Source organism: Dickeya sp. Secpp 1600 (assembly GCF_003049805.1).
In the GTDB taxonomy this organism is placed as follows: domain Bacteria; phylum Pseudomonadota; class Gammaproteobacteria; order Enterobacterales; family Enterobacteriaceae; genus Dickeya; species Dickeya fangzhongdai.
Map to the genome: position 1 here is coordinate 3827288 of NZ_CP023484.1, position 23862 is coordinate 3851149.

At 55.5% G+C, this 23862-nt stretch carries 27 protein-coding genes and 1 tRNA gene; 19 read left to right on the forward strand and 9 right to left on the reverse strand.

The features are described from left to right. Window positions 1-9: 9 nt before the first annotated feature. The 5 genes from pcnB (at window position 10) to panD (ending at window position 4129) form a co-directional block, all read left to right on the forward strand. The gene (gene pcnB, locus CPA59_RS16990; RefSeq protein ID WP_072093487.1) at window positions 10-1413 is read left to right on the forward strand and encodes a polynucleotide adenylyltransferase PcnB; all 1404 of its coding nucleotides are present in this window, start codon (window positions 10-12) and stop codon (window positions 1411-1413) included. After that, a complete protein-coding gene (gene folK, locus CPA59_RS16995; protein WP_038666614.1) occupies window positions 1410-1898 on the forward strand; it encodes a 2-amino-4-hydroxy-6-hydroxymethyldihydropteridine diphosphokinase in 489 nt (162 codons plus the stop codon). Before pcnB ends, folK begins: the two co-directional genes overlap by 4 nt. Window positions 1899-2058: 160 nt before the next feature. Then, window positions 2059-2853: a 3-methyl-2-oxobutanoate hydroxymethyltransferase gene (gene panB, locus CPA59_RS17000; RefSeq protein ID WP_107760180.1), complete on the forward strand. Its 795-nt coding sequence runs from the start codon at window positions 2059-2061 to the stop codon at window positions 2851-2853. A gap of 15 nt (window positions 2854-2868) precedes the next feature. Continuing rightward, window positions 2869-3723 carry a pantoate--beta-alanine ligase gene (gene panC / locus CPA59_RS17005; RefSeq protein WP_038919918.1) on the forward strand — a complete coding sequence of 285 codons (855 nt, stop codon included), beginning with the start codon at window positions 2869-2871 and terminating at the stop codon, window positions 3721-3723. A 25-nt stretch (window positions 3724-3748) separates the two neighbouring features. Then, the gene (panD, locus tag CPA59_RS17010) at window positions 3749-4129 is read left to right on the forward strand and encodes an aspartate 1-decarboxylase (RefSeq protein ID WP_033569519.1); all 381 of its coding nucleotides are present in this window, start codon (window positions 3749-3751) and stop codon (window positions 4127-4129) included. Window positions 4130-4197: 68 nt separating this feature from the next. Here the strand turns inward: panD and CPA59_RS17015 are convergent, their stop codons facing one another. Together CPA59_RS17015 and CPA59_RS17020 are read right to left on the reverse strand one after the other, a co-directional pair. Continuing rightward, on the reverse strand, window positions 4198-4968 hold the full coding sequence (locus tag CPA59_RS17015) for an ABC transporter permease (protein WP_038919919.1): 771 nt from the start codon (window positions 4966-4968) through the stop codon (window positions 4198-4200). After that, window positions 4965-5888 carry an ABC transporter ATP-binding protein gene (locus tag CPA59_RS17020; RefSeq protein WP_038919921.1) on the reverse strand — a complete coding sequence of 308 codons (924 nt, stop codon included), beginning with the start codon at window positions 5886-5888 and terminating at the stop codon, window positions 4965-4967. Before CPA59_RS17020 ends, CPA59_RS17015 begins: the two co-directional genes overlap by 4 nt. Before the next feature lie 127 nt (window positions 5889-6015). Between CPA59_RS17020 and can the strand changes: the two genes are divergently transcribed. After that, on the forward strand, window positions 6016-6657 hold the full coding sequence (gene can / locus CPA59_RS17025; protein WP_038919922.1) for a carbonate dehydratase: 642 nt from the start codon (window positions 6016-6018) through the stop codon (window positions 6655-6657). Window positions 6658-6701: 44 nt separating this feature from the next. On the opposite strand, the gene hpt is transcribed toward can, so the two are convergent. Next, window positions 6702-7232 (reverse strand): hypoxanthine phosphoribosyltransferase, encoded by a 531-nt coding sequence (gene hpt / locus CPA59_RS17030; RefSeq protein WP_038669363.1) that lies wholly within the window; start codon window positions 7230-7232, stop codon window positions 6702-6704. Window positions 7233-7382: 150 nt separating this feature from the next. On the opposite strand from hpt, the gene CPA59_RS17035 reads away from it, so the two are divergent. Together CPA59_RS17035 and CPA59_RS17040 are read left to right on the forward strand one after the other, a co-directional pair. Next, a complete protein-coding gene (locus CPA59_RS17035; RefSeq protein WP_038919923.1) occupies window positions 7383-7835 on the forward strand; it encodes a GNAT family N-acetyltransferase in 453 nt (150 codons plus the stop codon). Between the two features lie 156 nt (window positions 7836-7991). Continuing rightward, on the forward strand, window positions 7992-8324 hold the full coding sequence (locus CPA59_RS17040; protein ID WP_038919925.1) for a hypothetical protein: 333 nt from the start codon (window positions 7992-7994) through the stop codon (window positions 8322-8324). A 169-nt stretch (window positions 8325-8493) separates the two neighbouring features. Here CPA59_RS17040 and CPA59_RS17045 read toward each other — a convergent pair whose 3' ends face one another. Both CPA59_RS17045 and CPA59_RS17050 read right to left on the reverse strand, forming a co-directional pair. Beyond that, window positions 8494-9558: an ABC transporter ATP-binding protein gene (locus CPA59_RS17045; protein WP_038919926.1), complete on the reverse strand. Its 1065-nt coding sequence runs from the start codon at window positions 9556-9558 to the stop codon at window positions 8494-8496. A gap of 7 nt (window positions 9559-9565) precedes the next feature. Beyond that, entirely contained in the window at window positions 9566-11173 is a 1608-nt protein-coding gene (locus CPA59_RS17050) for an iron ABC transporter permease (RefSeq protein ID WP_038921085.1), read from the reverse strand. A 238-nt stretch (window positions 11174-11411) separates the two neighbouring features. On the opposite strand from CPA59_RS17050, the gene CPA59_RS17055 reads away from it, so the two are divergent. From CPA59_RS17055 to nrdF, 7 genes are all read left to right on the forward strand, one after another. After that, complete coding sequence (locus tag CPA59_RS17055; protein ID WP_013319060.1) at window positions 11412-11759, forward strand: YacC family pilotin-like protein; 348 nt, start codon at window positions 11412-11414, stop codon at window positions 11757-11759. A 108-nt stretch (window positions 11760-11867) separates the two neighbouring features. After that, the gene (gene speE / locus CPA59_RS17060; protein WP_038919927.1) at window positions 11868-12731 is read left to right on the forward strand and encodes a polyamine aminopropyltransferase; all 864 of its coding nucleotides are present in this window, start codon (window positions 11868-11870) and stop codon (window positions 12729-12731) included. Between the two features lie 29 nt (window positions 12732-12760). Then, window positions 12761-13555, forward strand: a complete 795-nt coding sequence (gene speD / locus CPA59_RS17065) for an adenosylmethionine decarboxylase (RefSeq protein WP_038919928.1) — start codon at window positions 12761-12763, stop codon at window positions 13553-13555. Window positions 13556-13805: 250 nt separating this feature from the next. Beyond that, the gene (gene nrdH, locus CPA59_RS17070; RefSeq protein ID WP_038919929.1) at window positions 13806-14039 is read left to right on the forward strand and encodes a glutaredoxin-like protein NrdH; all 234 of its coding nucleotides are present in this window, start codon (window positions 13806-13808) and stop codon (window positions 14037-14039) included. 10 nt (window positions 14040-14049) lie between these two features. Next, window positions 14050-14457: a class Ib ribonucleoside-diphosphate reductase assembly flavoprotein NrdI gene (gene nrdI, locus CPA59_RS17075; RefSeq protein WP_049853598.1), complete on the forward strand. Its 408-nt coding sequence runs from the start codon at window positions 14050-14052 to the stop codon at window positions 14455-14457. Beyond that, on the forward strand, window positions 14436-16583 hold the full coding sequence (nrdE, locus tag CPA59_RS17080; protein ID WP_107760182.1) for a class 1b ribonucleoside-diphosphate reductase subunit alpha: 2148 nt from the start codon (window positions 14436-14438) through the stop codon (window positions 16581-16583). The genes nrdI and nrdE overlap by 22 nt, the downstream gene beginning before the upstream one ends. A gap of 39 nt (window positions 16584-16622) precedes the next feature. Further along, window positions 16623-17585: a class 1b ribonucleoside-diphosphate reductase subunit beta gene (nrdF, locus tag CPA59_RS17085; RefSeq protein WP_038919931.1), complete on the forward strand. Its 963-nt coding sequence runs from the start codon at window positions 16623-16625 to the stop codon at window positions 17583-17585. Window positions 17586-17637: 52 nt separating this feature from the next. On the opposite strand, the gene CPA59_RS17090 is transcribed toward nrdF, so the two are convergent. Both CPA59_RS17090 and dnaQ read right to left on the reverse strand, forming a co-directional pair. After that, window positions 17638-17714 (reverse strand) — tRNA-Asp (locus CPA59_RS17090). Between the two features lie 130 nt (window positions 17715-17844). Then, window positions 17845-18579, reverse strand: coding sequence for a DNA polymerase III subunit epsilon (dnaQ, locus tag CPA59_RS17095; protein ID WP_038919932.1), 735 nt, complete (start codon window positions 18577-18579; stop codon window positions 17845-17847). Between dnaQ and rnhA the strand changes: the two genes are divergently transcribed. Beyond that, on the forward strand, window positions 18533-19099 hold the full coding sequence (gene rnhA, locus CPA59_RS17100; protein WP_161131269.1) for a ribonuclease HI: 567 nt from the start codon (window positions 18533-18535) through the stop codon (window positions 19097-19099). The two genes, dnaQ and rnhA, sit on opposite strands and share 47 nt — an antisense overlap. Window positions 19100-19130: 31 nt before the next feature. Here the strand turns inward: rnhA and CPA59_RS17105 are convergent, their stop codons facing one another. Then, window positions 19131-19853: a class I SAM-dependent methyltransferase gene (locus CPA59_RS17105; RefSeq protein ID WP_049853593.1), complete on the reverse strand. Its 723-nt coding sequence runs from the start codon at window positions 19851-19853 to the stop codon at window positions 19131-19133. 46 nt (window positions 19854-19899) lie between these two features. Here CPA59_RS17105 and gloB point away from each other — a divergent pair, with 46 nt between their 5' ends. The 3 genes from gloB (at window position 19900) to tnpA (ending at window position 22771) form a co-directional block, all read left to right on the forward strand. After that, entirely contained in the window at window positions 19900-20655 is a 756-nt protein-coding gene (gene gloB, locus CPA59_RS17110; RefSeq protein ID WP_107760184.1) for a hydroxyacylglutathione hydrolase, read from the forward strand. 70 nt (window positions 20656-20725) lie between these two features. Then, the gene (gene mltD / locus CPA59_RS17115; RefSeq protein ID WP_038919937.1) at window positions 20726-22126 is read left to right on the forward strand and encodes a murein transglycosylase D; all 1401 of its coding nucleotides are present in this window, start codon (window positions 20726-20728) and stop codon (window positions 22124-22126) included. 186 nt (window positions 22127-22312) lie between these two features. Continuing rightward, window positions 22313-22771, forward strand: coding sequence for an IS200/IS605 family transposase (tnpA, locus tag CPA59_RS17125; RefSeq protein ID WP_038918153.1), 459 nt, complete (start codon window positions 22313-22315; stop codon window positions 22769-22771). 123 nt (window positions 22772-22894) lie between these two features. On the opposite strand, the gene CPA59_RS17135 is transcribed toward tnpA, so the two are convergent. After that, a complete protein-coding gene (locus tag CPA59_RS17135; RefSeq protein ID WP_107760188.1) occupies window positions 22895-23686 on the reverse strand; it encodes an endonuclease/exonuclease/phosphatase family protein in 792 nt (263 codons plus the stop codon). Window positions 23687-23862 lie beyond the last annotated feature (176 nt).

A 23862-nucleotide genomic window follows, 5' to 3' on the forward strand; every position in this document is an offset into this window, starting at 1 on the left:
AGGTGTATTATCTTTACCCGGGTAGCTAATTTTTGCCGCAAGGTACTGAATCGTGAGAATGAGCCCGCCAGGGCGGACAATCCGCCGCAGGCGATGACGGTCGTTCCCCGTGACCAGCACGCCATTTCACGTAGCGACATTAGTGAGAATGCGCTGAAAGTACTGTATCGCCTGAGCAAAGCGGGCTATGAGGCTTATCTGGTGGGCGGCGGCGTCCGCGATCTGCTGTTGGGCAAAAAACCCAAAGACTTCGATATCACCACCAACGCCACCCCGGAACAGGTCCGCAAGTTGTTCCGCAACTGCCGGCTGGTGGGCCGCCGTTTCCGTCTGGCGCATGTGATGTTCGGCCCCGAAGTCATTGAAGTCGCGACATTCCGCGGCCACCACGAACAGCATCAGGAACAGGAAACGAAAAACGCCGCCCAGCAAGGCCACAACGGTATGCTGCTGCGCGACAACATTTTCGGCACCATCGAGGAAGACGCCCAGCGGCGCGACTTCTCCATCAATAGCCTCTATTACAGCATCGCCGACTTCACCGTTCGTGACTACACCAACGGCCTGAACGACCTGCGTCAGGGGTTGATTCGCCTGATTGGCGAACCGGAAACCCGCTACCGCGAAGACCCGGTGCGCATGCTGCGCGCCGTGCGATTCGCCGCCAAACTCAGTATGCGCATCAGCCCGGAAACCGCCGAGCCGATTCCCCGTCTGGCCTCGCTGCTGCACGATATTCCGCCGGCGCGGCTGTTTGAAGAATCCCTGAAACTGTTGCAGGCGGGCTACGGCTATCCGACCTATCAGTTGCTGTGCGAATACCAGCTGTTTCAGCCGCTGTTTCCGCTGATCAGCCGTTATTTCACCGCTAACGGCGAAAGTACGATGGAGCGGATGATCGTGCAGGTGCTGAAAAACACCGATCAACGCATCCAGAACGACATGCGCGTCAACCCGGCGTTTCTGTTTTCCGCCATGCTGTGGTACCCGCTGGTGGAGCACGCCCAGAAACTGACGCAGGAGAGCGGGCTGGCCTACTTCGAGGCGTTCGCCTTAGCCATGAACGACGTACTGGACGAACAGTGCCGCTCGCTGGCGATCCCCAAACGCATTACCTCGCTTGTCCGCGATATCTGGCAATTGCAGTTGCGTCTGTCGCGCCGTCAGGGCAAACGCGCCTTCAAGCTGATGGAACACCCGAAATTCCGCGCCGCGTATGACCTGCTCTGCCTGCGCGCGGAAATCGAAAACCATCATGAGCTACAACGCCTGGCGCAGTGGTGGGGCGAGTTTCAGGTCGCCGCGCCGCCGCGCCAGCAGGTGATGCTGAACACGCTGGATGACGGCCCGACGCCGCATCGCCGCTCACGTCGCCCGCGCAAGCGCCCTGCCCGCCGGGACAACGCCCGGTGATCCGGGTTTATCTGGCGCTGGGCAGCAACCTGTCCGAACCATTGCAACAGGTGCGCGCGGCGCTAACCGCGCTGGACGCCATTCCGCACACCCGGCTGGCGCGCTGTTCGTCATTTTATCGCAGCCGCCCGCTCGGGCCGCAGGATCAGCCTGATTATCTCAATGCGGTCGCCGAGTTACAGACCGCGTTGCCGCCGGAAACGCTGCTGGACCATACCCAGCGCATTGAGCAGGAACAAGGACGAGTACGTAAGGATCACCGCTGGGGACCGCGTACTCTCGACCTTGATATTCTGCTGTTTGGCTCCCTGACGCTGCATACCGAACGACTCACGGTGCCGCACTATGACATGAAAAACCGTGAGTTCATGCTCTACCCGCTGGCTGAACTGGCGCCGGAACTGGTGTTTCCCGATGGAGAAGCGCTGGCGACGCGGTTACAGCAGGTGCCCCGCAACGGCCTGACCCTGTGGGCCGACCAATAACCATCCCCCCATTCTCCTGCCGACCGCGACGCGTGGTTGGCGCCGGATAGGTACCAATCTCTTGTTTTACAAATAGAAATAGATCGCTGTTCCTGATGCCTGCCTTCCATTAGAATGACTCACCTTTGAAATGCCCTTGAGTTGACTCAGGAAGGTTGCCATGAAAGCGACGACGATTTCTCATCTGCGCCAGTGGAAACAGGAACAGAAAAAGTTCGCCACACTGACCGCTTACGACGCCAGCTTCGCCCAGTTGTTTTATGAACAGGGTATCCGCGTAATGCTGGTGGGGGACTCTCTCGGTATGCCCGTGCAGGGCCACGATTCGACCCTGCCCGTTACCATTGACGATATGGTTTATCACACCCGCTGCGTACGGCGCGGCGCACCGCATTGCCTGCTGTTATCCGATCTCCCCTTCATGGGCGCCGCCACGCCGGAACAAGCCTGCCAGCAAGCCGCGGCGTTGATGCGCGCCGGCGCCAATATGGTCAAGATCGAAGGTGGTAGTTGGCTCGTGCCGACCGTGCGCATGCTGACCGAACGCGCCGTCCCGGTGTGTGGACATCTGGGGCTGACCCCGCAGTCGGTCAATATCTTTGGCGGCTATAAAGTCCAGGGGCGTGACGAAGCCGCCGCCAGCCAGCTGCTGGAAGACGCGCTGTCGCTGGAACAGGCTGGCGCTCAGTTACTGGTGCTGGAATGCGTGCCGGTATCGCTGGCCCAGCGAGTGACCGACGCACTCAGTATCCCGGTCATCGGCATCGGCGCCGGCAATGTCACCGACGGCCAGATTCTGGTGATGCACGACGCGCTGGGCGTGACCGGCGGCCATACGCCGAAGTTCGCCCGCAATTTCATGGCGGAAGCAGCGGATATCCGCGCCGCCGTTCGCCTGTATGTGCAGGAAGTCGAACAGGGAACCTTTCCCGACGAGCAATACAGTTTTGTTTAACACAGGAGCAAGCGTGTGTTGATTATTGAAACGCCGGTGCTGCTGCGCCGCGAACTCCGCCGCTGGCGTCAGGAAGGAAAACGCATCGCATTGGTGCCCACCATGGGCAACCTGCATGACGGCCACCTGACGCTGGTGGACGAGGCCCGGGCTCGGGCCGACATCGTGGTGGTCAGTATTTTTGTCAACCCATTGCAGTTTGAGCGGGCGGACGATCTGGCCCGCTACCCGCGCACCCTGCAGGAAGACTGCGAGAAGCTGACGCGGCGCGGCGTTGACCTGGTGTTCGCGCCCGCCCCCGACACTCTCTACCCTAACGGCCTGCAACAGCAGACGTTCGTGGAAGTCCCGGGGCTGTCGCAGATGCTGGAAGGTGCCAGCCGTCCGGGGCATTTTCGCGGCGTCTCCACCGTCGTCAGCAAGCTGTTCAATCTGGTGCAGCCGGATGTAGCCTGCTTTGGCGAAAAAGATTACCAGCAACTGGCGCTGATCCGTCAGATGGTGGCCGACATGGACTACGACATCAGCATCGTCGGCGTACCTATCGTGCGCGCCAAAGACGGCCTGGCGCTTAGTTCTCGCAACGGTTACCTCACCGCCGAAGAGCGTCAGCAGGCACCACAGCTTCGCCGCATCATGAACGAGGTGGTAGAGCAATTATCCAACGGCGACCGGCAAATTGATGATATGCTCGCCAACGCATCAGAGGCGCTGCGCGAAGCCGGATTCACGCCCGACGAGCTATTTATCCGCGACGCCGCAACGCTGCAGCCGCTGACCATCGACAGCACCTGTGCCGTGGTGCTGATGGCGGCCTGGCTGGGCAAGGCGCGCCTGATTGACAACCAGCAGGTGGATTTGACCACCTGATTTTTCCAACCAGAGTGACAGACCGATGATTCGAACCATGCTGCAAGGTAAGCTGCACCGGGTGAAGGTAACCCAGGCAGATTTACATTATGAAGGGTCCTGCGCCATCGATCAGGATTTTATGGACGCCGCCGGTATTCTTGAATACGAAGCGATCGACATCTACAACGTGGACAACGGCCATCGTTTTTCCACCTACGCGATCGCCGCTGAACGCGGCTCCCGCATCATTTCCGTCAACGGCGCGGCCGCACGCTGCGCCTGCGTCGGCGACAAGCTGATTATCTGCTCCTATGTGCAGATGCCGGATGAGCAGGCGCGCGAGCACCGCCCGAAGGTCGCCTATTTTGGCGACAACAATACGTTGCAGCGCACCGCCAAAGCCATTCCGGTGCAGATCGCCTGAATTATTGCGCCGATAAAAAAGCGGGACGGCACACGCCATCCCGCTTCACATCCGACAAAAACGCCTGATTAACTGCGCAAGCCGCGCCCACGCTCAATCAACCACCAGCTCAGCCCGTAGAACACCACGATAAACGCCAGCAGCACCGCCAGCGTCAGTGGCAGCGGCACATCATGAATACCCAGGAATCCGAAGCGGAAACCGCTGATCATATAAACGACCGGGTTCAGTTTGGACACCGCCTGCCAGAACGGCGAGAGCAACGACAGCGAATAGAACACGCCGCCCAGATAAGTCAGCGGCGTCAGCACGAAGGTAGGAATCAGGCTGATGTCGTCGAAGGTTTTGGCGAATACGGCGTTAATCAGCCCCGCCAGCGAAAACAGCATCGACGTCAGCAACAGTGTCACCACCACCATCCACCAGGCATGGACGTGCAGCGGCACAAAGAACAGCGACACCGCCGTGACCAGCACGCCGACGCAGATGCCGCGCGCCATGCCGCCGCCGACATAACCGGCGATGATGATGTGGGTCGGCACCGGCGCCACCAGCAGCTCTTCGATATTGCGCTGAAATTTGGCGCTGAAAAATGACGACGCGACGTTGGCATAGGCGTTGGTAATCACCGACATCATGATCAGCCCCGGCACGATGAACTGCATGTAACTAAAGCCGTTCATCTCGCCGATGCGGGTACCGATCAGATTGCCGAAAATGATGAAGTACAACGACATCGTAATCACTGGCGGCACCAGCGTTTGGATCCAGATCCGGGCGAAGCGGTTGATTTCCTTGCTCCAGATGCTCTGCAACGCTACCCAATATAACCCCATCATGCTTTATCTCCGTTGTTATTGAGCAGCGCGACAAACAGTTCTTCCAGGCGATTGGCCTTGTTGCGCATACTGAGAACCTGAATGCCTTGCGCGCTGAGCTGGCTGAAAATGCCGTTCAGCCCTTGCTCGCGTCTCACTTCCACTTCCAGCGTAGAGGTATCCACCAGTCGGTGCTGATAGCCTTCCAGCCTGGGAAGGGCGCTCTTCGCCGCCAAGTCGAAAAAGAAGGTTTCCGATTGCAGCTTGGCCAGCAGCGCCTTCATCGAGGTGTTTTCCACCAGTTGCCCGGACTGGATGATGCCGATATTGCGGCACAGCATTTCCGCTTCTTCCAGATAATGGGTGGTCAGGATGATGGTGGTGCCCTGCCCGTTGAGTTCTTTGAGGAACCCCCACATTGAGCGACGCAATTCGATGTCCACCCCGGCGGTCGGCTCGTCAAGAATCAGCAGCTTGGGTTCATGCATCAACGCCCGGGCAATCATCAGCCGGCGCTTCATCCCGCCGGACAACATGCGGGCGCGCTCGTTGCGCTTGCCCCACAGGTCGAGCTGGTTGAGGTATTTTTCGGCGCGCCGCAACGCCTCCTGCCGGGGAACGCCGTAGTAACCGGCCTGATTGACCACAATTTGCATCACGGTCTCAAACGGATTGAAGTTGAATTCCTGCGGCACCAGCCCCAGTTGCCGCTTGGCGTTCACAATATCCCGGTCCAGATCGTGGCCGAACACCTGAATCCTGCCGTCGGTCTTGTTGACCAGTGAACTGATGATGCCGATGGTGGTGGACTTGCCTGCGCCATTAGGGCCCAGCAGAGCATAGAAATCCCCGGCTTCAACGCGCAGGTCGATACCGCGCAGCGCGCGAACGCCCCCCGGGTACGTTTTGGTCACATTCATCAATTCCAGTGCATATGTCATAGCTGAAAGCGTGCCTTATTATCAGTTGAGCGAGTCCTGGTCGGACCCAGTTTTCGATTTCAAAACCCCTGTGATTGCTCTATATTACCCCTCACCGCCCTTTTGTTGTTACAGGTCATTTACTTTCATGAAAACGATAGAAACGCTGATCGCCAATAACCAGCAATGGTCTGAAACGATAGTGAAAGAAGACCCTGATTATTTTGAACGACTGGCATTAGCTCAGCGTCCCCGCTTTCTGTGGATTGGTTGTTCTGATAGCAGGGTTCCCGCAGAAAGCCTGACCAGCCTCGAACCGGGCGAACTGTTCGTTCACCGCAACGTGGCTAACCTGGTGATCCATACCGATCTTAACTGCCTGTCCGTAGTGCAGTACGCCGTTGAGGTTCTGGAAGTGGAGCACATCATCATTTGCGGCCACTATGGCTGCGGCGGCGTGCAGGCCGCGGTTGAAAACCCGGAACTGGGGTTGATCAACAACTGGCTGCTCCACATCCGTGACCTGTGGTATAAGCACAGCTCATTACTGGGAGAATTGCCACCCGAACAGCGAATTAACAAACTGTGTGAAATCAACGTAGTGGAACAGGTGTACAACCTGGGTCACTCCACCATCATGCAGTCGGCCTGGAAACGCGGCCAGAAGGTGACGATTCATGGCTGGGTCTACGGGATTCAGGATGGTCGTCTGCGTGACCTGGAAGTCACCGCCACCAGCCGCGAGACGCTGGAGCAGCGTTACCGCCGGGCGGTCTCGTCGCTGCTGTAATCATTCCTATCGCGCCCATGCCGGCATGGGCGCGATTTCACACTTTACTGCGGAATCACCTTGCCGATAAACGGCAGATGGCGATAACGCTGGGCATAATCGATGCCATACCCCACCACAAACTCATCAGGGATGGAAAAACCAACCCATTCTACCGGTACCTGAACTTCACGGCGTGACGGCTTATCCAGCAACGTACAAATGGCCAGCGACTTCGGCTCGCGCAGTTGCAGAATTTCCCGCACCTTGCTCAGGGTATTGCCGGAGTCAATGATATCTTCGACAATCAGCACGTCTTTGCCGCGGATATCTTCATCCAGATCCTTCAGAATCTTCACGTCGCGCGACGAGTTCATGCCGCCGCCGTAACTGGAGGCGGTCATAAAATCCACCTCGTGGGAAAGGTCAATGGCGCGGCACAGATCGGCCATAAACACAAAGGAGCCGCGCAGCAGTCCCACCAGCACCATGTCGCTGCCGCTGTTGCGGTAATGCTCGCTGATTTGGCGTCCGAGTTCGGCCACCCGCGCCTTGACCTCCCGCTCGGAGATCATGACGTCCACCGTATGTTTCATCATACTGACAACTCACAGAAAAAAGGTATCCAGTATCGGCCTCTGGGGCCATACTCCGATGCTGACACACAGCCAGGCTGTGCCGCAATTCATCACGGCGCGCAGTATAACAGAAAGCCTGGGTTCACCCACCCCACTAGCGGAGAGAGCATGACATCCTTATCGTCTTCAATGGCTGACAGCGCCATCACCTATAAAGTGAATGATCCCATCAATGTCGATCAGTTTATCCATCTGCTAAACCGAACCTCGCTGGGCCCGAGACGACCGCTGGATCAGCGGGATACCCTTGCGGGCATGCTAACCGAAACGGACCTGCTGGTGACGGCATGGCGCGGCGATGAACTGGTGGGCGTGGCGCGCAGCGTGACGGATTATCACTTTTGCTGCTACCTGTCCGACCTGGCGGTGGATGAAACTTGTCAGCATGGCGGCATCGGTCGTCAGCTTATCGCGCATACCGTACAGCAGCTCAAACCACAGTGTCGTCTGATTCTGATTGCCGCGCCTCAGGCCGTGGATTATTACCCCAAAATCGGCTTTGAAGCCCACCCCAGCGCCTGGCACATTCTGGCGGGCGACTTTCTCGCGCTGGAGCGTTGAGGTCTGCGAGAGGTTTGCCGAGTGTGGTGAAAATATCAACGTATTCGCAAGAGAGTCAGGATTTCGTTATCGGCAGATAAAAGAGGGTAAAACGCGTTGCGCTGCATCAGTACAAGGTTTTTCATATGTCATGACCAACCTATGGAGAGGTGTAACATGACATCACTATCGAAAATTTGCCGTACTGCAGCGCTTATCGCCGGTATTTCTCTGATTTCCGCCGTATCCGTGGCCTCCGCTCATCCGGAAGGCGCCGAGCCGCCGGCATTCAGCAAACCCGGCGCATTTCCACCACCGCCCGGATTCCCGCCGCCGATGCCTGCGCTGTACCAGGCGTCGCTGCAGGCGACCGACCCGGTGCAAGCCGTCAACAAGCTAGTCGCCAATGTGCCGCAAGGCAATGGCAAAACCTATGAAGTCAGCATCAGCGTGCGGGAAATTCCCCCCATGCCTCAGCCTGAACCACACGCGCCGAATGCAGCCAAATAGCATCGCGTGTGATAGTACTGAAATTGATAGTACTGAAACTGATAGTACCGAAGCATTGATGACCATGCCGGTAGCCCGGAGAAAAAAGCAGAACGGTGAGCGCCTGTGTTGAACAAGGTCGTTAGCAGGCGCTCCCGGCGTTCGACGGACGAGGCGGGCCTGACGCCCGCTACTCCTGCGAACCGATCGCCGTTTCCGGCGGAAACAGAACCGGTTGATCGGTGCGAATACTGAGCCGGACCGGCTGCCCCGGTTCAAACCAGTTGCCGCTTTGCACCTGAAGCTCCAGCTCATTGACCCGGACGCGGTAAAAATTGCTGGTTCCCATAAACAACCGATCTTCGATTACGCCCGAGCCTTCCTCATCCAGCGCCAGCGCAATTTCCTGCGGACGAACCAGCCAGTCATAACGTGCGCCATGCGGCAGTTTCAACGCTCGCGTCGCCTGATGCTCGCCGAGAAAACTCTGCCATTGACGGTCACCGCTGATCTTCACCGGCAGGTAATTGGTGTTGCCCATAAAACTTGCCACATAACGATTGACCGGCCGGTAGTAGAGATCGGCGGAAAACCCCTGCTGCACAATACCGCCGTCATGGATCAGGATCAGGTGATCGGCGAAGGCGAAGGCGTCTTCCCGATCGGATGTCGCAAACAGCGTGGCGATCTGACGCTGCCGCAGAATCTGGCGCAGCTCGCTGATCAAGCGGTAACGGATTTGGCTGTCAACGGAGGAAAAAGGCTCATCCAGCAGCAACAGTTTAGGCTGGCACGCCAGCGCACGGGCCAGCGCCGCCCGTTGATTCTGCTCTCTGGACAGTTCATGAGGATAACACCGGGTAAAGGTTTCCAGTTGCATCAACCCTACCGCATCCATCGCCAGAGTGCTGACCTCTTCCGATGACCTGCCGCGCAGCCCGAAGGTAATGTTCTCCATGACCGTCAGATGGGGAAACAGCACATCATCCTGAAACACCATCCCCACGACGCGCGGCGATGACTCGGCGCCCTGCGCCAGGGAGTCCGCCTTCTGACCGGCGATGACTATTCTGCCTTGTTCCTGCGGCAGCAGACCCGCTATCGATTTCAGCAGCGTAGTTTTACCATCGCCGCTGGCCCCAAGCAGGCACACCATTTCGCCTTCATGCACCGAAAAACTCACGTTTTCCAGCACGGAAAGTTGCGGATAGCGGCAACTGAGCGAGGCTATCGTTAGTATCTCCGGGGTCGCCATAACTTACCTATCCTTCCATTCTCATCAATCGGGTTATCCCAAACAGCGGGATCATCCCCACGCCCACCAGCATCAGCGCGGGGGTCGCCACCAGCGGCAGCCGTTCATCCATCATGAAGCGGAACACATAGGTCGCCATGGTTTCCACTTCAAACGGCTGCAACAACAGCGATGCATTCAGCTCACGCAGGCTTTCGGTAAACACCAGCAATACGCCGACAATCATGCAGTGACGCAACTGCGGCAGATAAACCCACAGCACCTGCAGGGCCGGCGTATAGCCAAGCGACTGGCTGACATGAGTCATGGCCCCCGACAGACGGGACATACGGACTTGCAACCGGTCAATCAGCAAACCGCTAAAACGCATGCAGTAAGCCAGAATCAGCACCAGCACTGACCCCGCCCAGGGGTCGTCCACCACACCGCCGGCCGTGGCGCGCCAGGCATCCAGCCCCAGAAACGGCACCAGCAGGCCCATACCCAACGCCGTTGAGGGCAATAACCGATTGAGATTCAGCCAGCGCAGCGGGTTACGGTAAGCGGGATTGCCGATTGCCTGGAAATCAAACGTACACACCACCGCCAGCCCAATCACCAGCAACATCGCGCAGGAGGCCGCCATGAAGCTACTGGTAAACGCCAGCAAAAACGGCAAACTCCAGATTGGCGCTTCGGACACTATCGCCCACCCCACCATCCGACCGACCGGCACCACAAACGCAATCACCACCAGTGCGCCACCAAACAGCATCGTCAGAAAACGCGGCCACCCGTGCAGCACCGGCAAGTTGTTCGGGCATATTCCGCAGTTTTTCTGGTAACGCAACTGACGGGCGCGGCTGCGACGCGCCTGAAACCAGATCAGGAACACCAGCGGCAACAGCAACGACATCAATAATGCCGCCGTACCGTGCTGCGCCTTGTCGCGCCACAGGTCCAGACCGGCCGTGGTGATCGTTTGCAAAGAGAAGTAAGCGGAAATACCGTAATCGCCGAGCGCTTCCGACGCCATCAGCACCATACCCAGCGCGATCGCCGGGCGGGCCATGGGAAAAACGACACGCCAGAATACCTGAGCGCGGGTCTGGTTCATCAGCCGGGCAGCCTGTTGCAGACTGACCGGTTGCGACATCAGCGCCGTTCGAACCAGCAGGTAGACATACGGAAACAGCACCAGCGCCAGACACAGGCTGGCGCACGCCACCATCAGCGCCTGTTGCCAGAATGTCTGGGGCGCAACGTCCGTATCAAACGACAGGGCGTACAGCGTTTGCTTGACCGGCCCTTCGTACCCCAGCGCGTCGCCATAGACCGCAGCCAGCAGATAACCGGGCATCGCCAGCGGCAGCAACAGCGCGCGATGCAGCCACACCTGACCGGCGAAACGGTAGCGCGACATCAGCCAGGCCAGCGGCAACGCAAACAGCAGGCTGAACAGCACGCAGCCCGCCACCAGCATCAGCGAGTTCGTGCCATAAACGGGCAGAGCATGCCATAGCGCCGACACCGCGTCGCCAGGAGCGGACAACGCCATCCCGACCATGGTTACCAGCGGGAATAGAAGTATTCCTGCCAACAGCACACTACTGATGCGCCAGATACCTGAAGTCATGAGAAATCGTGAGATAAATTTAAACTGCACTATTAATATCAAAGCCAGACGCTGGCGTCATGGTGTCAATCGCTGATAAATAGCCGGTAATTGCGCCATTGAACATACACCCCTCCGTTTGCCCCGCCCGGCGCGGTTCTTCGCCTCTTGCGGATATCACGCTGATCTTAATAAAACTTGAAATCCGGGCCGGTAACTGTGATAACGTCATCTGATGAAAGATGAAACAGGTTGAATTATGAAACATTCCGCGCTGGTGCTGCTCCTGCTTTCGCTGTTGGGCTTCTCCTCCGCCAGTAAGGCATTGAATGATTTCGAGGCTGAAGACCTCGCCGATCTGACCGCCATTTTTGTTTATCTGAAAAACAACTGTGGTTACAAAGATCTCCCCAACGAGCAAATCCGCCGGGCGCTGGTGATCTTTGCCCAGCAAAATCGCTGGGATTTGAGCAACTACAATCAGTTCGATATGATCGCCCTTGGCGAAGCCAGTTACCGCGACCTGAGCGGCATCGCCATCCCCACCCCGAAGAAATGCCAGTATCTGGCACGAAATTCGCTAAGTTTACTCGCGAATACTCAGTAAAGCGTAAAATCCTCCGCATTGCGTGAAATTTGACCGTGCAAGCACCATGAGAGTTAGCTATCATAGCGCGCCAATTTTCATGGCTGTTATCGCGGAGGAAGCCCTAACATGTCCCAGAAAGAAATTTGGTATGAGACCCTGCATGCCAACTTTGGTCAGTACTTTTCGATAGACCAGGTGCTCTATCATGAAAAAACCGACCATCAGGATCTGATCATCTTCGAAAACGCCGCGCTGGGCCGGATTATGGCGCTGGATGGCGTAGTGCAGACCACCGAACGCGACGAGTTCATCTATCACGAAATGATGACCCATGTTCCGCTGCTGGCCCACGGCAACGCTAAACGCGTGCTGATCATCGGCGGCGGCGACGGCGGCATGCTGCGCGAAGTCTGCCGCCACCGTAACCTGGAACAGATCACGATGGTGGAAATCGATGCCGGCGTGGTGGCGTTCTGCCGTCAGTATCTGCCCAACCACAGCGCCGGCGCCTACGATGACCCGCGCTTTCGTCTGGTGATTGACGACGGTGTTAACTTCGTCAACGCCTGTCAGGAAAAGTTCGATATCATCATTTCCGACTGCACCGATCCTATCGGCCCCGGCGAAAGTCTGTTTACCTCGGACTTTTATCAGGGATGCGCACGCTGCCTGAACGACGGGGGAATCTTCGTGGCGCAGAACGGCGTCTGCTTCCTGCAGCAGGATGAAGCGGTCAACAGCCATCAGAAACTGAGCCGCTATTTCAGCGACGTCAGTTTTTATCAGACCGCCATTCCGACTTACTACGGCGGAATCATGACCTTTGCCTGGGCCAGCAACAACCCGGCATTGCGTACGATCGATCAAAATAGCCTGCAGCAGCGGTTCGACGCCGCGGGAATCGAATGCCGTTATTACAATCCGGCCATTCATACCGGCAGCTTTGCCCTGCCGCAATATTTACTGAATGCCCTGTCAGCCGCCCGCTGACCACGGCATCCATAAGGGGGTGAATTAAATTGCAAAAGCTGAAACTACATGGCTTTAACAATCTGACCAAAAGCCTGAGTTTTTGTATCTACGATATCTGTTACGCCAAAACGCCTGCCGACCGCGATGGCTATATCGCGTACATTGATGAGCAGTACAATGCGAACCGTCTGACAGAAATCCTGAGTGAAACCTGTTCCATCATTGGCGCCAACATTTTGAATATTGCCCGCCAGGATTATGAACCACAGGGCGCCAGCGTCACTATTCTGGTCAGCGAGGAACCGATGGACCCACGCGACGTGGATACCTCCGAACATCCCGGCCCGCTACCGAACTCCGTCGTCGCGCATCTCGACAAGAGCCATATCTGCGTACACACCTATCCGGAAAGCCACCCCGGCGGCGGCCTGTGCACCTTCCGTGCGGATATCGAAGTATCTACCTGTGGGGTCATTTCGCCGCTCAAAGCGCTCAACTATCTGATTCATCAGCTGGAATCGGACATCGTGACCATCGATTACCGTGTGCGCGGTTTTACCCGCGACATCAACGGCGTCAAGCATTTCATCGACCACAAAATCAATTCGATTCAGAACTTCATGTCTGACGACATAAAATCGCTCTATCACCTGATGGACGTAAACGTTTACCAGGAAAACATTTTTCACACCAAAATGCTGCTGAAGGATTTCGACCTGAAGCACTACCTGTTTAACGTTAGTCCGCAAGAACTGAGCCCGGAAGAGCGCAAACGTATTACCGATTTGCTGTATCGAGAGATGCAGGAGATCTATTACGGCAGAAACATCGCGACCGTTTGACCATTCACCTGAGGGCGCCCGCCCTCAGGTTTCCTTCGCCGACCAATTCCTTTCCCAGGTTCACTTTGCCAAAACCTCTATATATTGCGTGGTTGATATTTTAAAACACAATATCTAGTATTTATTGCGAGACGGACAGCAACGGTTCGCCCGTATGCATTGAACCATGTATTGAACTATGCATTGAAAACCGGCTCCCCCAAAAGCGCCCTGACTCTCTCACTTTCGATGACAAAGGTAAATACGAATCATGATCATTAGCGTTTATAGCAAAGCAGACTGCCCCCAATGCGACGCTACCTGCCGCACGCTGGATAGCTATGGCGTGACCTACCGCAAGATCGATATCTCCAGCGATGAGCAGGCGCGGGAACATGTACTGGCGCTCGGCTACCGTCAGGTGCCGGTGGTGGAGACCAACGGGGCGCACTGGTGTGGTTTCCGCCCGGATAAACTCCGCTCGCTGCGCGCCGTCACAGCCTGAGACAACGATGATGAATCCGATCATCTATTTCTCCAGCCAGTCGGAAAACACGCATCGGTTCGTCGGTCGTCTGGGGTTGCCGGCGATGCGGATACCACTGCAGGCCGAAGCGCCAATGCCGGATATCGCCAGCCCCTACATTCTGGTGGTGCCCAGCTACGGCGGCGGCAGTACACACGGCGCGGTGCCCCGTCAGGTCATCCACTTTCTGAACCAATCATCGCGCCGTGCGTTGCTGCGCGGCGTCATCGCCGCCGGGAACCGTAACTTTGGCGCCGCCTACGCCATCGCCGGCGACATTATCGCCGCCAAATGCCAGGTTCCCTGCCTTTACCGCTTTGAGCTGTCTGGCACCCCGGAAGATGTAGACAACGTACGCAGAGGAGTGACCCAATTTTGGCTACAGCAGAATTCCTGACCGAAGCGCCTTCCAGCCAGCTGGATTACCATGCGCTCAACGCCATGCTGAACATTTATGACGCCGATGGCCGTATTCAGTTTGAACAGGATCGACAGGCGATTCAGGCCTATTTCCGCGATCACGTGCTGCCGCGCACCCGCCGCTTCCCGTCTCTGGAAGAGAAACTGCGCTGGCTGCAACAGGAAGGGTATTACGAACCCCAGGTGCTGACGCGCTACCAGCCTGACTTCATCGCCGATCTGTTCCAGCGCGCGGCCAAACATCGCTACCAGTTCCAGAGCTTTTTGGGCGCCTTCAAGTTTTACACCAGCTATGCGCTGAAAACCTTCGACGGCAGCCAGTATCTGGAAAGCTATGACGATCGGGTCTGCATGGTGGCGCTGACGCTGGCGCGGGGCGACGTCCAACTGGCGCGCCAACTGGTGGATGAAATGATGAGCGGTCGTTTCCAGCCTGCCACGCCGACCTTCCTCAATTGCGGCAAACAGCAGCGCGGCGAGCTGGTGTCCTGCTTTCTGCTGCGTATTGAGGACAACATGGAGTCCATCGGCCGGGCGGTCAATTCCGCGCTGCAGCTCTCCAAACGCGGCGGCGGCGTAGCCTTTATGCTGACCAACATCCGTGAAACCGGCGCGCCGATAAAACGCATCGAAAACCAGTCATCCGGCATCATCCCCATCATGAAAATGCTGGAAGACGCCTTTTCCTACGCCAATCAGCTCGGCGCCCGGCAAGGGGCCGGAGCGGTTTATCTGCATGCCCATCATCCGGATATCCTGCGCTTTCTTGATACTCGCCGGGAAAACGCCGACGAAAAAATTCGCATCAAAACCCTGTCGCTGGGGGTGGTCATTCCGGATATTACACTGCGGCTGGCCCGCGCCAATCAGGATATGCACCTGTTTTCACCCTATGACGTTGAGCGGGTGTATGGCATGCCGCTGTCGGAAATCAGCGTCAGCGAAAAATACGACGAGTTGGTCAGTCACCCCGGGATTCGCAAGTGGGCCATCAACGCCCGTCAGTTTTTCCAGACGCTGGCCGAGATCCAGTTTGAATCCGGTTATCCCTACCTGATGTTCGAAGATACCGTGAACCGCCACAACCCGGTGGCCGGGCGCATCACCATGAGCAACCTGTGCTCGGAGATTCTGCAGGTCAGCCGCGCCAGCGAGTATCAGGAAGATTTGAATTATCGTCAGGTCGGGAAGGACATTTCCTGTAACCTCGGGTCGCTCAATATTGCCCGGGTGATGGATGGCGGCAACCTGGCCCGTTCAGTGGAAATTGCCGTGCGGGCGCTGACAGCCGTGTCTGATATGAGCCATATCGGCGCGGTGCCGTCTATCGCCAACGGCAATACTGAGTCTCACGCCATCGGGCTCGGGCAGATGAACCTGCACGGCTATCTGGCGCGTGAAGGGCTGTTTTACGGTTCGGAAGAGGCGCTGGATTTTACCAACCTCTATTTTTATGCCGTGACGTATCACGCCTTGCACACCTCCAGCCTGCTGGCACAGGAGCATAACCAAACCTTCGCCGGTTTCGCTGATTCGCAGTACGCCAGCGGCGCATTTTTTGATCGTTATCTGTCGCAGGAGTGGCAACCGGCCACGGGACGCGTGCGTGACCTGTTCGCTTCCGCCGGCATTGCGCTTCCCTTACGGGAAGACTGGCTGACACTGAAAGCGCAGGTGATGCGCCACGGGCTCTACAATCAAAACCTGCAGGCGGTGCCGCCCACCGGTTCGATTTCCTATATCAATCATGCTACGGCGAGCATCCTCCCGATTGTTTCGCGCATCGAAATTCGCAAGGAAGGCAAACTGGGGCGAGTTTATTACCCTGCACCGTACATGACCAACGACAACCAACGCTTTTATCAGGATGCCTATGAAATCGGCCCGGAGAAAATCATCGACACCTATGCCGTGGCGACCCGTCATGTCGATCAGGGGCTGTCGCTGACGCTATTTTTCCCCGATACCGCCACCACCCGCGATATCAACAAAGCGCAGATCTACGCCTGGAAAAAAGGCATCAAGACCCTGTACTACATTCGCGTGCGCCAAAAAGCGCTGGAAGGCACCGAGATTCAGGGCTGTGTGTCCTGCTCGCTCTAATACACGCTGCTGCACCACATGAACAACGGAGATAACTGCATGAGTCCGCTTTCGCCCCTGAAGGCCATTAACTGGAATCGCCCGCAGGATGACAAGGATCTGGAGGTCTGGAACCGGCTGACCACCAATTTCTGGCTGCCGGAAAAAATCGCGCTGTCCAACGATATGCCATCCTGGGCGCAATTGAGCGATATCGAACGTCAACTCACGCTGCGCGTGTTTACCGGCCTGACGCTGCTGGATACATTGCAGAATACTCAGGGCGCCCCTGCGCTGATGGCCGATGCGTTGACGCCGCATGAGGAGGCCGTGCTCTCCAACATCGGGTTTATGGAAGCGGTCCACGCCCGCTCTTACAGCGCCATCTTTTCCACCCTGTGTCTGACCAGCGAAGTGGACGACGCCTATAGCTGGAGCGAACGCAACCAGCCGTTGCAAAACAAGGCGGCGCTGATCCTTTCGCATTACCAGCATGACGACCCGCTGAAAAAGAAAATCGCCAGCGTCTTTCTGGAGTCCTTCCTGTTTTACTCCGGTTTTTACCTGCCGATGTACTGGGCCAGCCGCGGCCGGCTGACCAATACCGCCGACCTGATTCGCCTCATCATCCGCGACGAAGCGGTGCACGGGTATTATATCGGCTACAAATACCAGCAGGGGTTAAAACACGTGGGTACGCAACAACAACGGGATTTGCAGGCCTTCGCCTACGATTTGCTGCAAACTCTGTACGACAATGAAGTGGATTACACCCACGAACTGTATGACGGCGTCGGCTGGAGCGATGATGTAGTGAAGTTCCTGCACTATAACGCCAACAAAGCGCTGATGAATCTGGGCTATGAAGCGCTGTTTCCCGCCAGCATGACCGACGTCAATCCGGCTATTCTGGCCGCCCTGTCGCCGGGCGCAGAGGAAAATCACGATTTCTTCTCCGGGGCAGGCTCATCCTATGTGATTGGCAAAGCGGTGGAAACCGAAGACGAAGACTGGGATTTCTGAGGCCCGGAAACGAAGAAGCCCCGAATCAGATGATTCAGGGCTTCGGAATGGTTGGCGGTGCGGACGGGACTCGAACCCGCGACCCCCGGCGTGACAGGCCGGTATTCTAACCGACTGAACTACCGCACCGCGCTGTGCTCAGTGAGCGAGGTGCATACTACGGGGCGCCATCGGTTGCGTCAATGCTTTTTATCACTAACTGCTTCTGTTTGCTTACATTTTCAGCGCAGCGCCGCCTTTGTGATCAAAGACCATAAACTCAGTTACGCCACAGGCAACTGCCGCCTTTTTTCACAATCAAATCCAGACGTTGCTCATGCGCCACCAGTTCTTCGTCACTGGCATACAACACCGCCAGAGCCGATGCCGGGCGTGAAATGCGCTGGATGGTTTCCGCTTGCGCCGCCTGCTGCTGGGTATCGCCCTCCATCGAAAAGGCCAGCGACGTTTGACCGCCGGTCATCGCCAGATAAACTTCGGCCAGAATTTCGGCATCGAGTAACGCGCCGTGTAGCGTACGCTTGCTGTTATCTATCTGGTAACGATCGCACAACGCATCCAGGTTATTACGTTTGCCGGGAAATAACCGGCGCGCCATCAGCAGGCTGTCGGTAATGGTGCAGAACGTCTCGGTTTTCGGGATATCGCGCTTCAGTAAGCGAAACTCATAGTCCATAAAGCCGATATCGAACGCCGCGTTATGGATCACCAGCTCGGCGCCGCGGATGAAATCGAGAAAATCATCGACGACATCGCCGTAAGTCGGCTTATCCGCCAGGAATTCATCACTGATGCCATGAATGTTATAGGCCTCCGGATCCACCAACCGGTCCGGTTTGAGGTAGACATGGAAGTGGCGCCCGGTCAGACGACGGTTCACCACCTCGACCGCACCGATCTCAATAATCTTGTGCCCTTCATAATGAACCCCCAGTTTATTCATACCGGTGGTTTCAGTATCAAGAACGATTTGTCGTGTAATTACAGTGCTCATCGGTTTCGTTTATGTCAGACTTGTACTTTTGACCATGAATAAGAGTCTACCAGAGATGCTAAAACAGGTAGAGATTTTCACCGACGGATCCTGTCTCGGCAATCCCGGTCCAGGTGGATACGGGGCGCTGCTGCGTTACAAGCAACACGAAAAACCCCTCAGCGCAGGCTACCGGCTCACCACCAATAACCGGATGGAATTGATGGCGGCAATCGTCGCGCTGGAAACCCTGACCACACCTTGCGAGGTAACCATCACTACCGACAGCCAGTACGTCCGCCAGGGCATTACCAGTTGGATCCATAACTGGAAAAAGCGCGGCTGGAAAACCGCGGATAAAAAACCAGTGAAAAACGTCGACCTGTGGCAACGGCTGGATCAGGCTATTCAGCGTCATACCCTGCACTGGCAATGGGTGAAAGGCCATGCAGGCCATCCGGAAAACGAACGCTGTGATGAACTGGCCCGCCAGGCTGCCAGCGCACCCACGCTTGATGACACCGGCTATCAGCCGGAGTAGCCTTACCGTAACGAGCCCCCCTGACTGACGTTCAATCATGCCGATAACGATAGCTTTTCGTCGCCCCGACCGGGCGATTCAGCGGTGATTTCCTCAGCAGGGTTTTGGACGGCGTCATGGTCAGCGGAATCGTGCGTTTGCGCGCGACAATCAGGTTCAGACATCCCAGCAGCGGCAGCGTATTGTTCCACTTGCCCTGGCCGGGCTGACGCCAGGGCAGCACCTGCAAACTGTTATGATGCACAATCTCGTAATTCAGCAGGCTTAGCCAGTCCATCACACGCATCTGGCTGAACATCCGGCTGCAATACGGCTGACGCCGGCGCATACCGGGCACCAGACGCCCCAGACCAACCAGACTGACCGGGTTGAACCCGCTGATGATGATCCAGCCATCGTTAATCAAGATCCGGTCCACCTCGCGTACAATCCGGTGAGGATCGGCAGAATAAGCCAGCACATGAGCCAGCAGACAGGCATCCACCGACTTCTCGACAAACGGAAGCTGGTAAGGATCCGCCATGACATGCGCCGCTTGCGGCTCCCGGCTGACGTTGACCTGATGCGGAATCGTACACGTCTGGCTGTCAATCGCCGTACTCAACCGGCCGATTTTCAGCAGGTGGAATCCAAATATCCGACTCCACCACGGGGACAGCGCCGAATTCAGCGTATGAAGATAGTACTCTCCCCAGGGAATCGCCTCCCAACTATCAGGCGCTACGATCTTCTGGGATGTTTGTGCTGGCTTCATGTTTTAGTATCTTCCGCAGGCTAATCGCAAAAAATGAGGATGCAGCATGAATCTTATCAGTGTACCGGCCTTCAAAGACAACTACATCTGGCTACTGGCCAACGATGAAAAGCAATGCGTGATTGTGGATCCGGGCGAAGCCGCACCCGTGCTACAGGCGTTGGAAGATCACAAGCTGTTCCCTGTCGCCATTCTGTTGACCCATCACCATAATGATCATACTGGCGGCGTTCGCCAACTGGCGGAACACTACCCCGGCATACAAATTTACGGCCCACAGGAAACCAAACCGTGTGGCGCGACACATACAGTACAGGAAGGCGACGTAATTACTGCGGCCGGCTCGGAATTTTCTATTTTTTCCGTGCCCGGGCACACCGCAGGACATATCGCGTATCATAGCCGCCCATATCTGTTCTGTGGCGATACATTATTTTCTGCTGGGTGCGGTCGCATTTTTGAAGGTACAGCACAACAAATGTTCGAATCATTGATCAAGTTGGCTGATTTACCCGATGAAACCCAAGTATGTTGTGCACACGAGTACACATTATCCAATCTGGAGTTCGCGCACCACGTTTGGCCAGAAGATGCGAATATCCATGATTATCTACTTAAAATCAGGCAATTACGTAAAAAAGGAGAATCATCCCTCCCTTCCACACTGGGGCGGGAACGAAGAATAAATATTTTTTTACGTTACCATGACATTGATTTGCAAAGAAAATTGTCCATTAATACGGACCACAAGGGTGATTGGCAGATTTTTGCGCACTTACGCGCCATGAAAGACCGATTCTGACGGTTTTTGTTGTACTGAATTGCCAATCAAAGTATCATTGTTTGTCTTTTAAGCAACTATTGACACAGATATGAAGACTAAAGCGATATTTATCGCCTCAGTCGTGCTGACCGGTTGCCAGGTGCCGCCTAATGACACCTCCCAACCCAGACAGCATGCACAGAGTCTGTCTTCGGCAGGTCAAAGTGAAGCAGGAAAGTACACAGATGGTCGAGAGACCGGTGCGCGGTGGCTGGATGATGACAGCATCGCGCAACGAGATCTGTGGAACTTCATTGGCGACGAGCTGAAGATGGAGGTTCCGGAAAACACCCGGATCCGCGAGCAAAAACAGCGTTACTTAAAAAATAAGAGCTATCTCCACGATGTAACATTACGGGCAGAGCCGTACATGTACTGGATAGTCGGGCAGATTAAAGAACGTAAGATGCCGATGGAACTGGTACTGCTACCCATAGTGGAGAGCGCTTTTGACCCAAACGCCAGGTCATCATCCAACGCCGTAGGGCTTTGGCAGATTGTTCCTGGCACCGGGCGCAATTATGGGTTGAAACATACCCAATGGTATGACGGACGTCGTGATGTTGTTGCATCCACGACCGCTGCATTGGATATGATGCAGCGCCTGAACCGCATGTTTGACGGCGATTGGTTACTAACCGTGGCTGCCTACAACGCGGGTGAAGGGCGAATCATGCAAGCGGTGAAAGCGAATAAAGCGAAAGGCCGTCCAACTAATTATTGGGCGCTGGCGTTGCCGTATGAAACGTCAACCTATGTACCCAAGATGTTGGCGCTGAGCGATATTCTCAAGCACAGCAAAAAATATGGAGTTGAGCTGCCTAAGCCCAATGAAAACCGCGCCCTGGCGCGAGTAGATCTGGGTCAGCAGATGGAGTTGACGCAAGCAGCTGAACTGGCGGGATTATCTGTCACCAAGCTGAAGAGCTACAACACGGGTTACACACGTGATGTTACTGCGCCAAATGGGCCGCATTACATTATGGTACCCAAGTCTCATGTGGGACAGTTGAAAGACTCGCTGGCAGACGGTGACATTGCCGCTGTCCAACCGGCTAAAGCCGCGCAACCGGCGGTCGCGACTCGCTCTGTAGGATACAAAGTTCGCGCAGGTGATACGTTATCAAGCATCGCCAAACGAATGAATGTCCGCACGCAGGATCTGCAAAGCTGGAACCGCCTCAAGGGCAGCGCTCTGAAGGTGGGTCAAACATTGCAGGTTGCCAAAGCAACGGTGCCCGTGACGGCCGGTGTCGTAGCAAGCAACAACAAGTCGAACTCGATTGTTTATCAGGTTCGCAAAGGTGATTCGCTGGCAAGCATTGCCAAACGCCATGGCGTTAACATTGCTGATGTCATGCGCTGGAATACGGTCATCAAAGATGCCAACCTCCAGCCAGGCGACAGGCTGACACTTTATGTCACCAACAGACAATCACCGGACTCCTGATACTTGTAAGTAAAAAACCGCCATTTACGGCGGTTTTTTTATTGTCTATAGAAAACCCCCAGCTAGGCTGGGGGTTCCGTAAAGCTTCCAGCTTTGAGCCAGTTATCAAAACCCCTTTTGATTTGTTAAAACACCTTGCGGTCTGGCAACTGCAAAAGTTCAACAAGAAATCAAAAGGGGGTCCCAATGGGGGACGAAAAGAGCTTAGCGCACACCCGATGGAACTGTAAATATCACATAGTTTTTGCGCCAAAATACCGAAGACAGGCGTTCTACGGGGAGAAACGCCTGGCGATAGGCAGCATTTTAAGAAAGCTGTGTGAGTGGAAAAACGTACGTATTCTGGAAGCGGAATGCTGCGCAGATCATATCCATATGCTTGTGGAAATCCCGCCCAAAATGAGCGTATCCGGCTTTATGGGATATCTGAAAGGGAAAAGCAGTCTGATGCTTTATGAGCAGTTTGGAGATCTGAAATTCAAATACAGGAACAGGGAGTTCTGGTGCCGGGGATATTACGTAGATACGGTAGGGAAGAACACGGCGAAGATACAGGAATACATAAAGCACCAGCTTGAAGAGGATAAAATGGGAGAGCAGTTGTCGATCCCTTATCCGGGTAGCCCGTTTACGGGCCGTAAGTAACGAAGTTTGATGCAAATGTCAGATCGTATGCGCCTGTTAGGGCGCGGCTGGTAACAGAGCCTTATAGGCGCATCTGAAAAACCTCCGGCTATGCCGGAGGATATTTATTGGTGCAGCAGGAGCTCAGGAAACATCGAATTCCACCAGCAAAGGGTTATGATCGGATGCGTCGGTAACCAGCACCGACGAATTTGCCACCCCCAGCTCGCGATAAAAGACGAAATCCAACGGACGGCCAAATGCGCGGCGCCGCTGATCGTCAGAAAACACCACCTCTCCAAGCCCCATTCGATGGGCAAACCGATAAAGCGCGCTCACTCTGGGCTGGCTCCAGGCATTAAAGTCCCCCGCCATCACCACTGGTCCGTTATGGCGCTTCAACTGTTCGCCAATAGTTTCCAGCTGTTTTGTATAAGCCTCAACACCCAGGCTAAAATTGACAGCATGAATATTTATGACCATCAATAAACGCCCATCGCTCAGTGAATACACAGTGATCAGCGCTGATTTAGCCAGACGAATCAACGGCTCTCTCTCGCGCAACGGAAAACAATACATAGGTTGTGCAGATGATAACGTCATCACACCAGAAGGGTGAGAGGGAAGAATAAAAGCGGGTACCTGTTCGGCAGAAAGATAATGCGTAGTGGCAAAACGAATCAGTTCAGGACTTGATTGTGCTTCCTGCAACAGCATCAACTGGGTGTTCTCGCCAAAACCTTTCAGGACCGAGAGCCAATTCGTACGCTGTTGTTTAAAAATATTCCACACCATCACCCGCAAGCGATCCTCCGTTGGCATCAGAGGACCCGAAGATGCAGGCTGCTGTTTTAAATAATGCATTGCCGCAGGCTGAAAGATACGTTCAACAGGCTGTCCGGCAACGTACCTCATGGCATAGGTTTTCTTACGCACATTGTTCCTGCTTATAACCGATGAACTGTTAATCGTTATAGGGTTTTTATCTTCGAGTTTCAATGGGTATAACTCGTCAGATGAAAAATTCGGTATCAAGATCGAATAGCATGTAATGCGGCAGATGATAGCTTTGAAAAGATCGATTACGAGTTAAAAACGATCGCCAGCGTCAG

Coding starts and splice junctions, on each gene's coding strand:
- CPA59_RS17040 (WP_038919925.1), top strand. CDS start 7,992: ATGACATCACTATCGAAAATTTGCCGTACTGCAGCGCTTATCGCCGGT.
- panD (WP_033569519.1), top strand. CDS start 3,749: ATGATTCGAACCATGCTGCAAGGTAAGCTGCACCGGGTGAAGGTAACC.
- tnpA (WP_038918153.1), top strand. CDS start 22,313: ATGGGGGACGAAAAGAGCTTAGCGCACACCCGATGGAACTGTAAATAT.
- nrdI (WP_049853598.1), top strand. CDS start 14,050: ATGAATCCGATCATCTATTTCTCCAGCCAGTCGGAAAACACGCATCGG.
- CPA59_RS17035 (WP_038919923.1), top strand. CDS start 7,383: ATGACATCCTTATCGTCTTCAATGGCTGACAGCGCCATCACCTATAAA.
- dnaQ (WP_038919932.1), bottom strand. CDS start 18,579: ATGAGCACTGTAATTACACGACAAATCGTTCTTGATACTGAAACCACC.
- CPA59_RS17045 (WP_038919926.1), bottom strand. CDS start 9,558: ATGGCGACCCCGGAGATACTAACGATAGCCTCGCTCAGTTGCCGCTAT.
- mltD (WP_038919937.1), top strand. CDS start 20,726: ATGAAGACTAAAGCGATATTTATCGCCTCAGTCGTGCTGACCGGTTGC.
- CPA59_RS17055 (WP_013319060.1), top strand. CDS start 11,412: ATGAAACATTCCGCGCTGGTGCTGCTCCTGCTTTCGCTGTTGGGCTTC.
- CPA59_RS17050 (WP_038921085.1), bottom strand. CDS start 11,173: ATGACTTCAGGTATCTGGCGCATCAGTAGTGTGCTGTTGGCAGGAATA.
- hpt (WP_038669363.1), bottom strand. CDS start 7,232: ATGAAACATACGGTGGACGTCATGATCTCCGAGCGGGAGGTCAAGGCG.
- nrdF (WP_038919931.1), top strand. CDS start 16,623: ATGAGTCCGCTTTCGCCCCTGAAGGCCATTAACTGGAATCGCCCGCAG.
- CPA59_RS17015 (WP_038919919.1), bottom strand. CDS start 4,968: ATGATGGGGTTATATTGGGTAGCGTTGCAGAGCATCTGGAGCAAGGAA.
- CPA59_RS17020 (WP_038919921.1), bottom strand. CDS start 5,888: ATGACATATGCACTGGAATTGATGAATGTGACCAAAACGTACCCGGGG.
- nrdH (WP_038919929.1), top strand. CDS start 13,806: ATGATCATTAGCGTTTATAGCAAAGCAGACTGCCCCCAATGCGACGCT.
- gloB (WP_107760184.1), top strand. CDS start 19,900: ATGAATCTTATCAGTGTACCGGCCTTCAAAGACAACTACATCTGGCTA.
- CPA59_RS17105 (WP_049853593.1), bottom strand. CDS start 19,853: ATGAAGCCAGCACAAACATCCCAGAAGATCGTAGCGCCTGATAGTTGG.
- speE (WP_038919927.1), top strand. CDS start 11,868: ATGTCCCAGAAAGAAATTTGGTATGAGACCCTGCATGCCAACTTTGGT.
- can (WP_038919922.1), top strand. CDS start 6,016: ATGAAAACGATAGAAACGCTGATCGCCAATAACCAGCAATGGTCTGAA.
- panB (WP_107760180.1), top strand. CDS start 2,059: ATGAAAGCGACGACGATTTCTCATCTGCGCCAGTGGAAACAGGAACAG.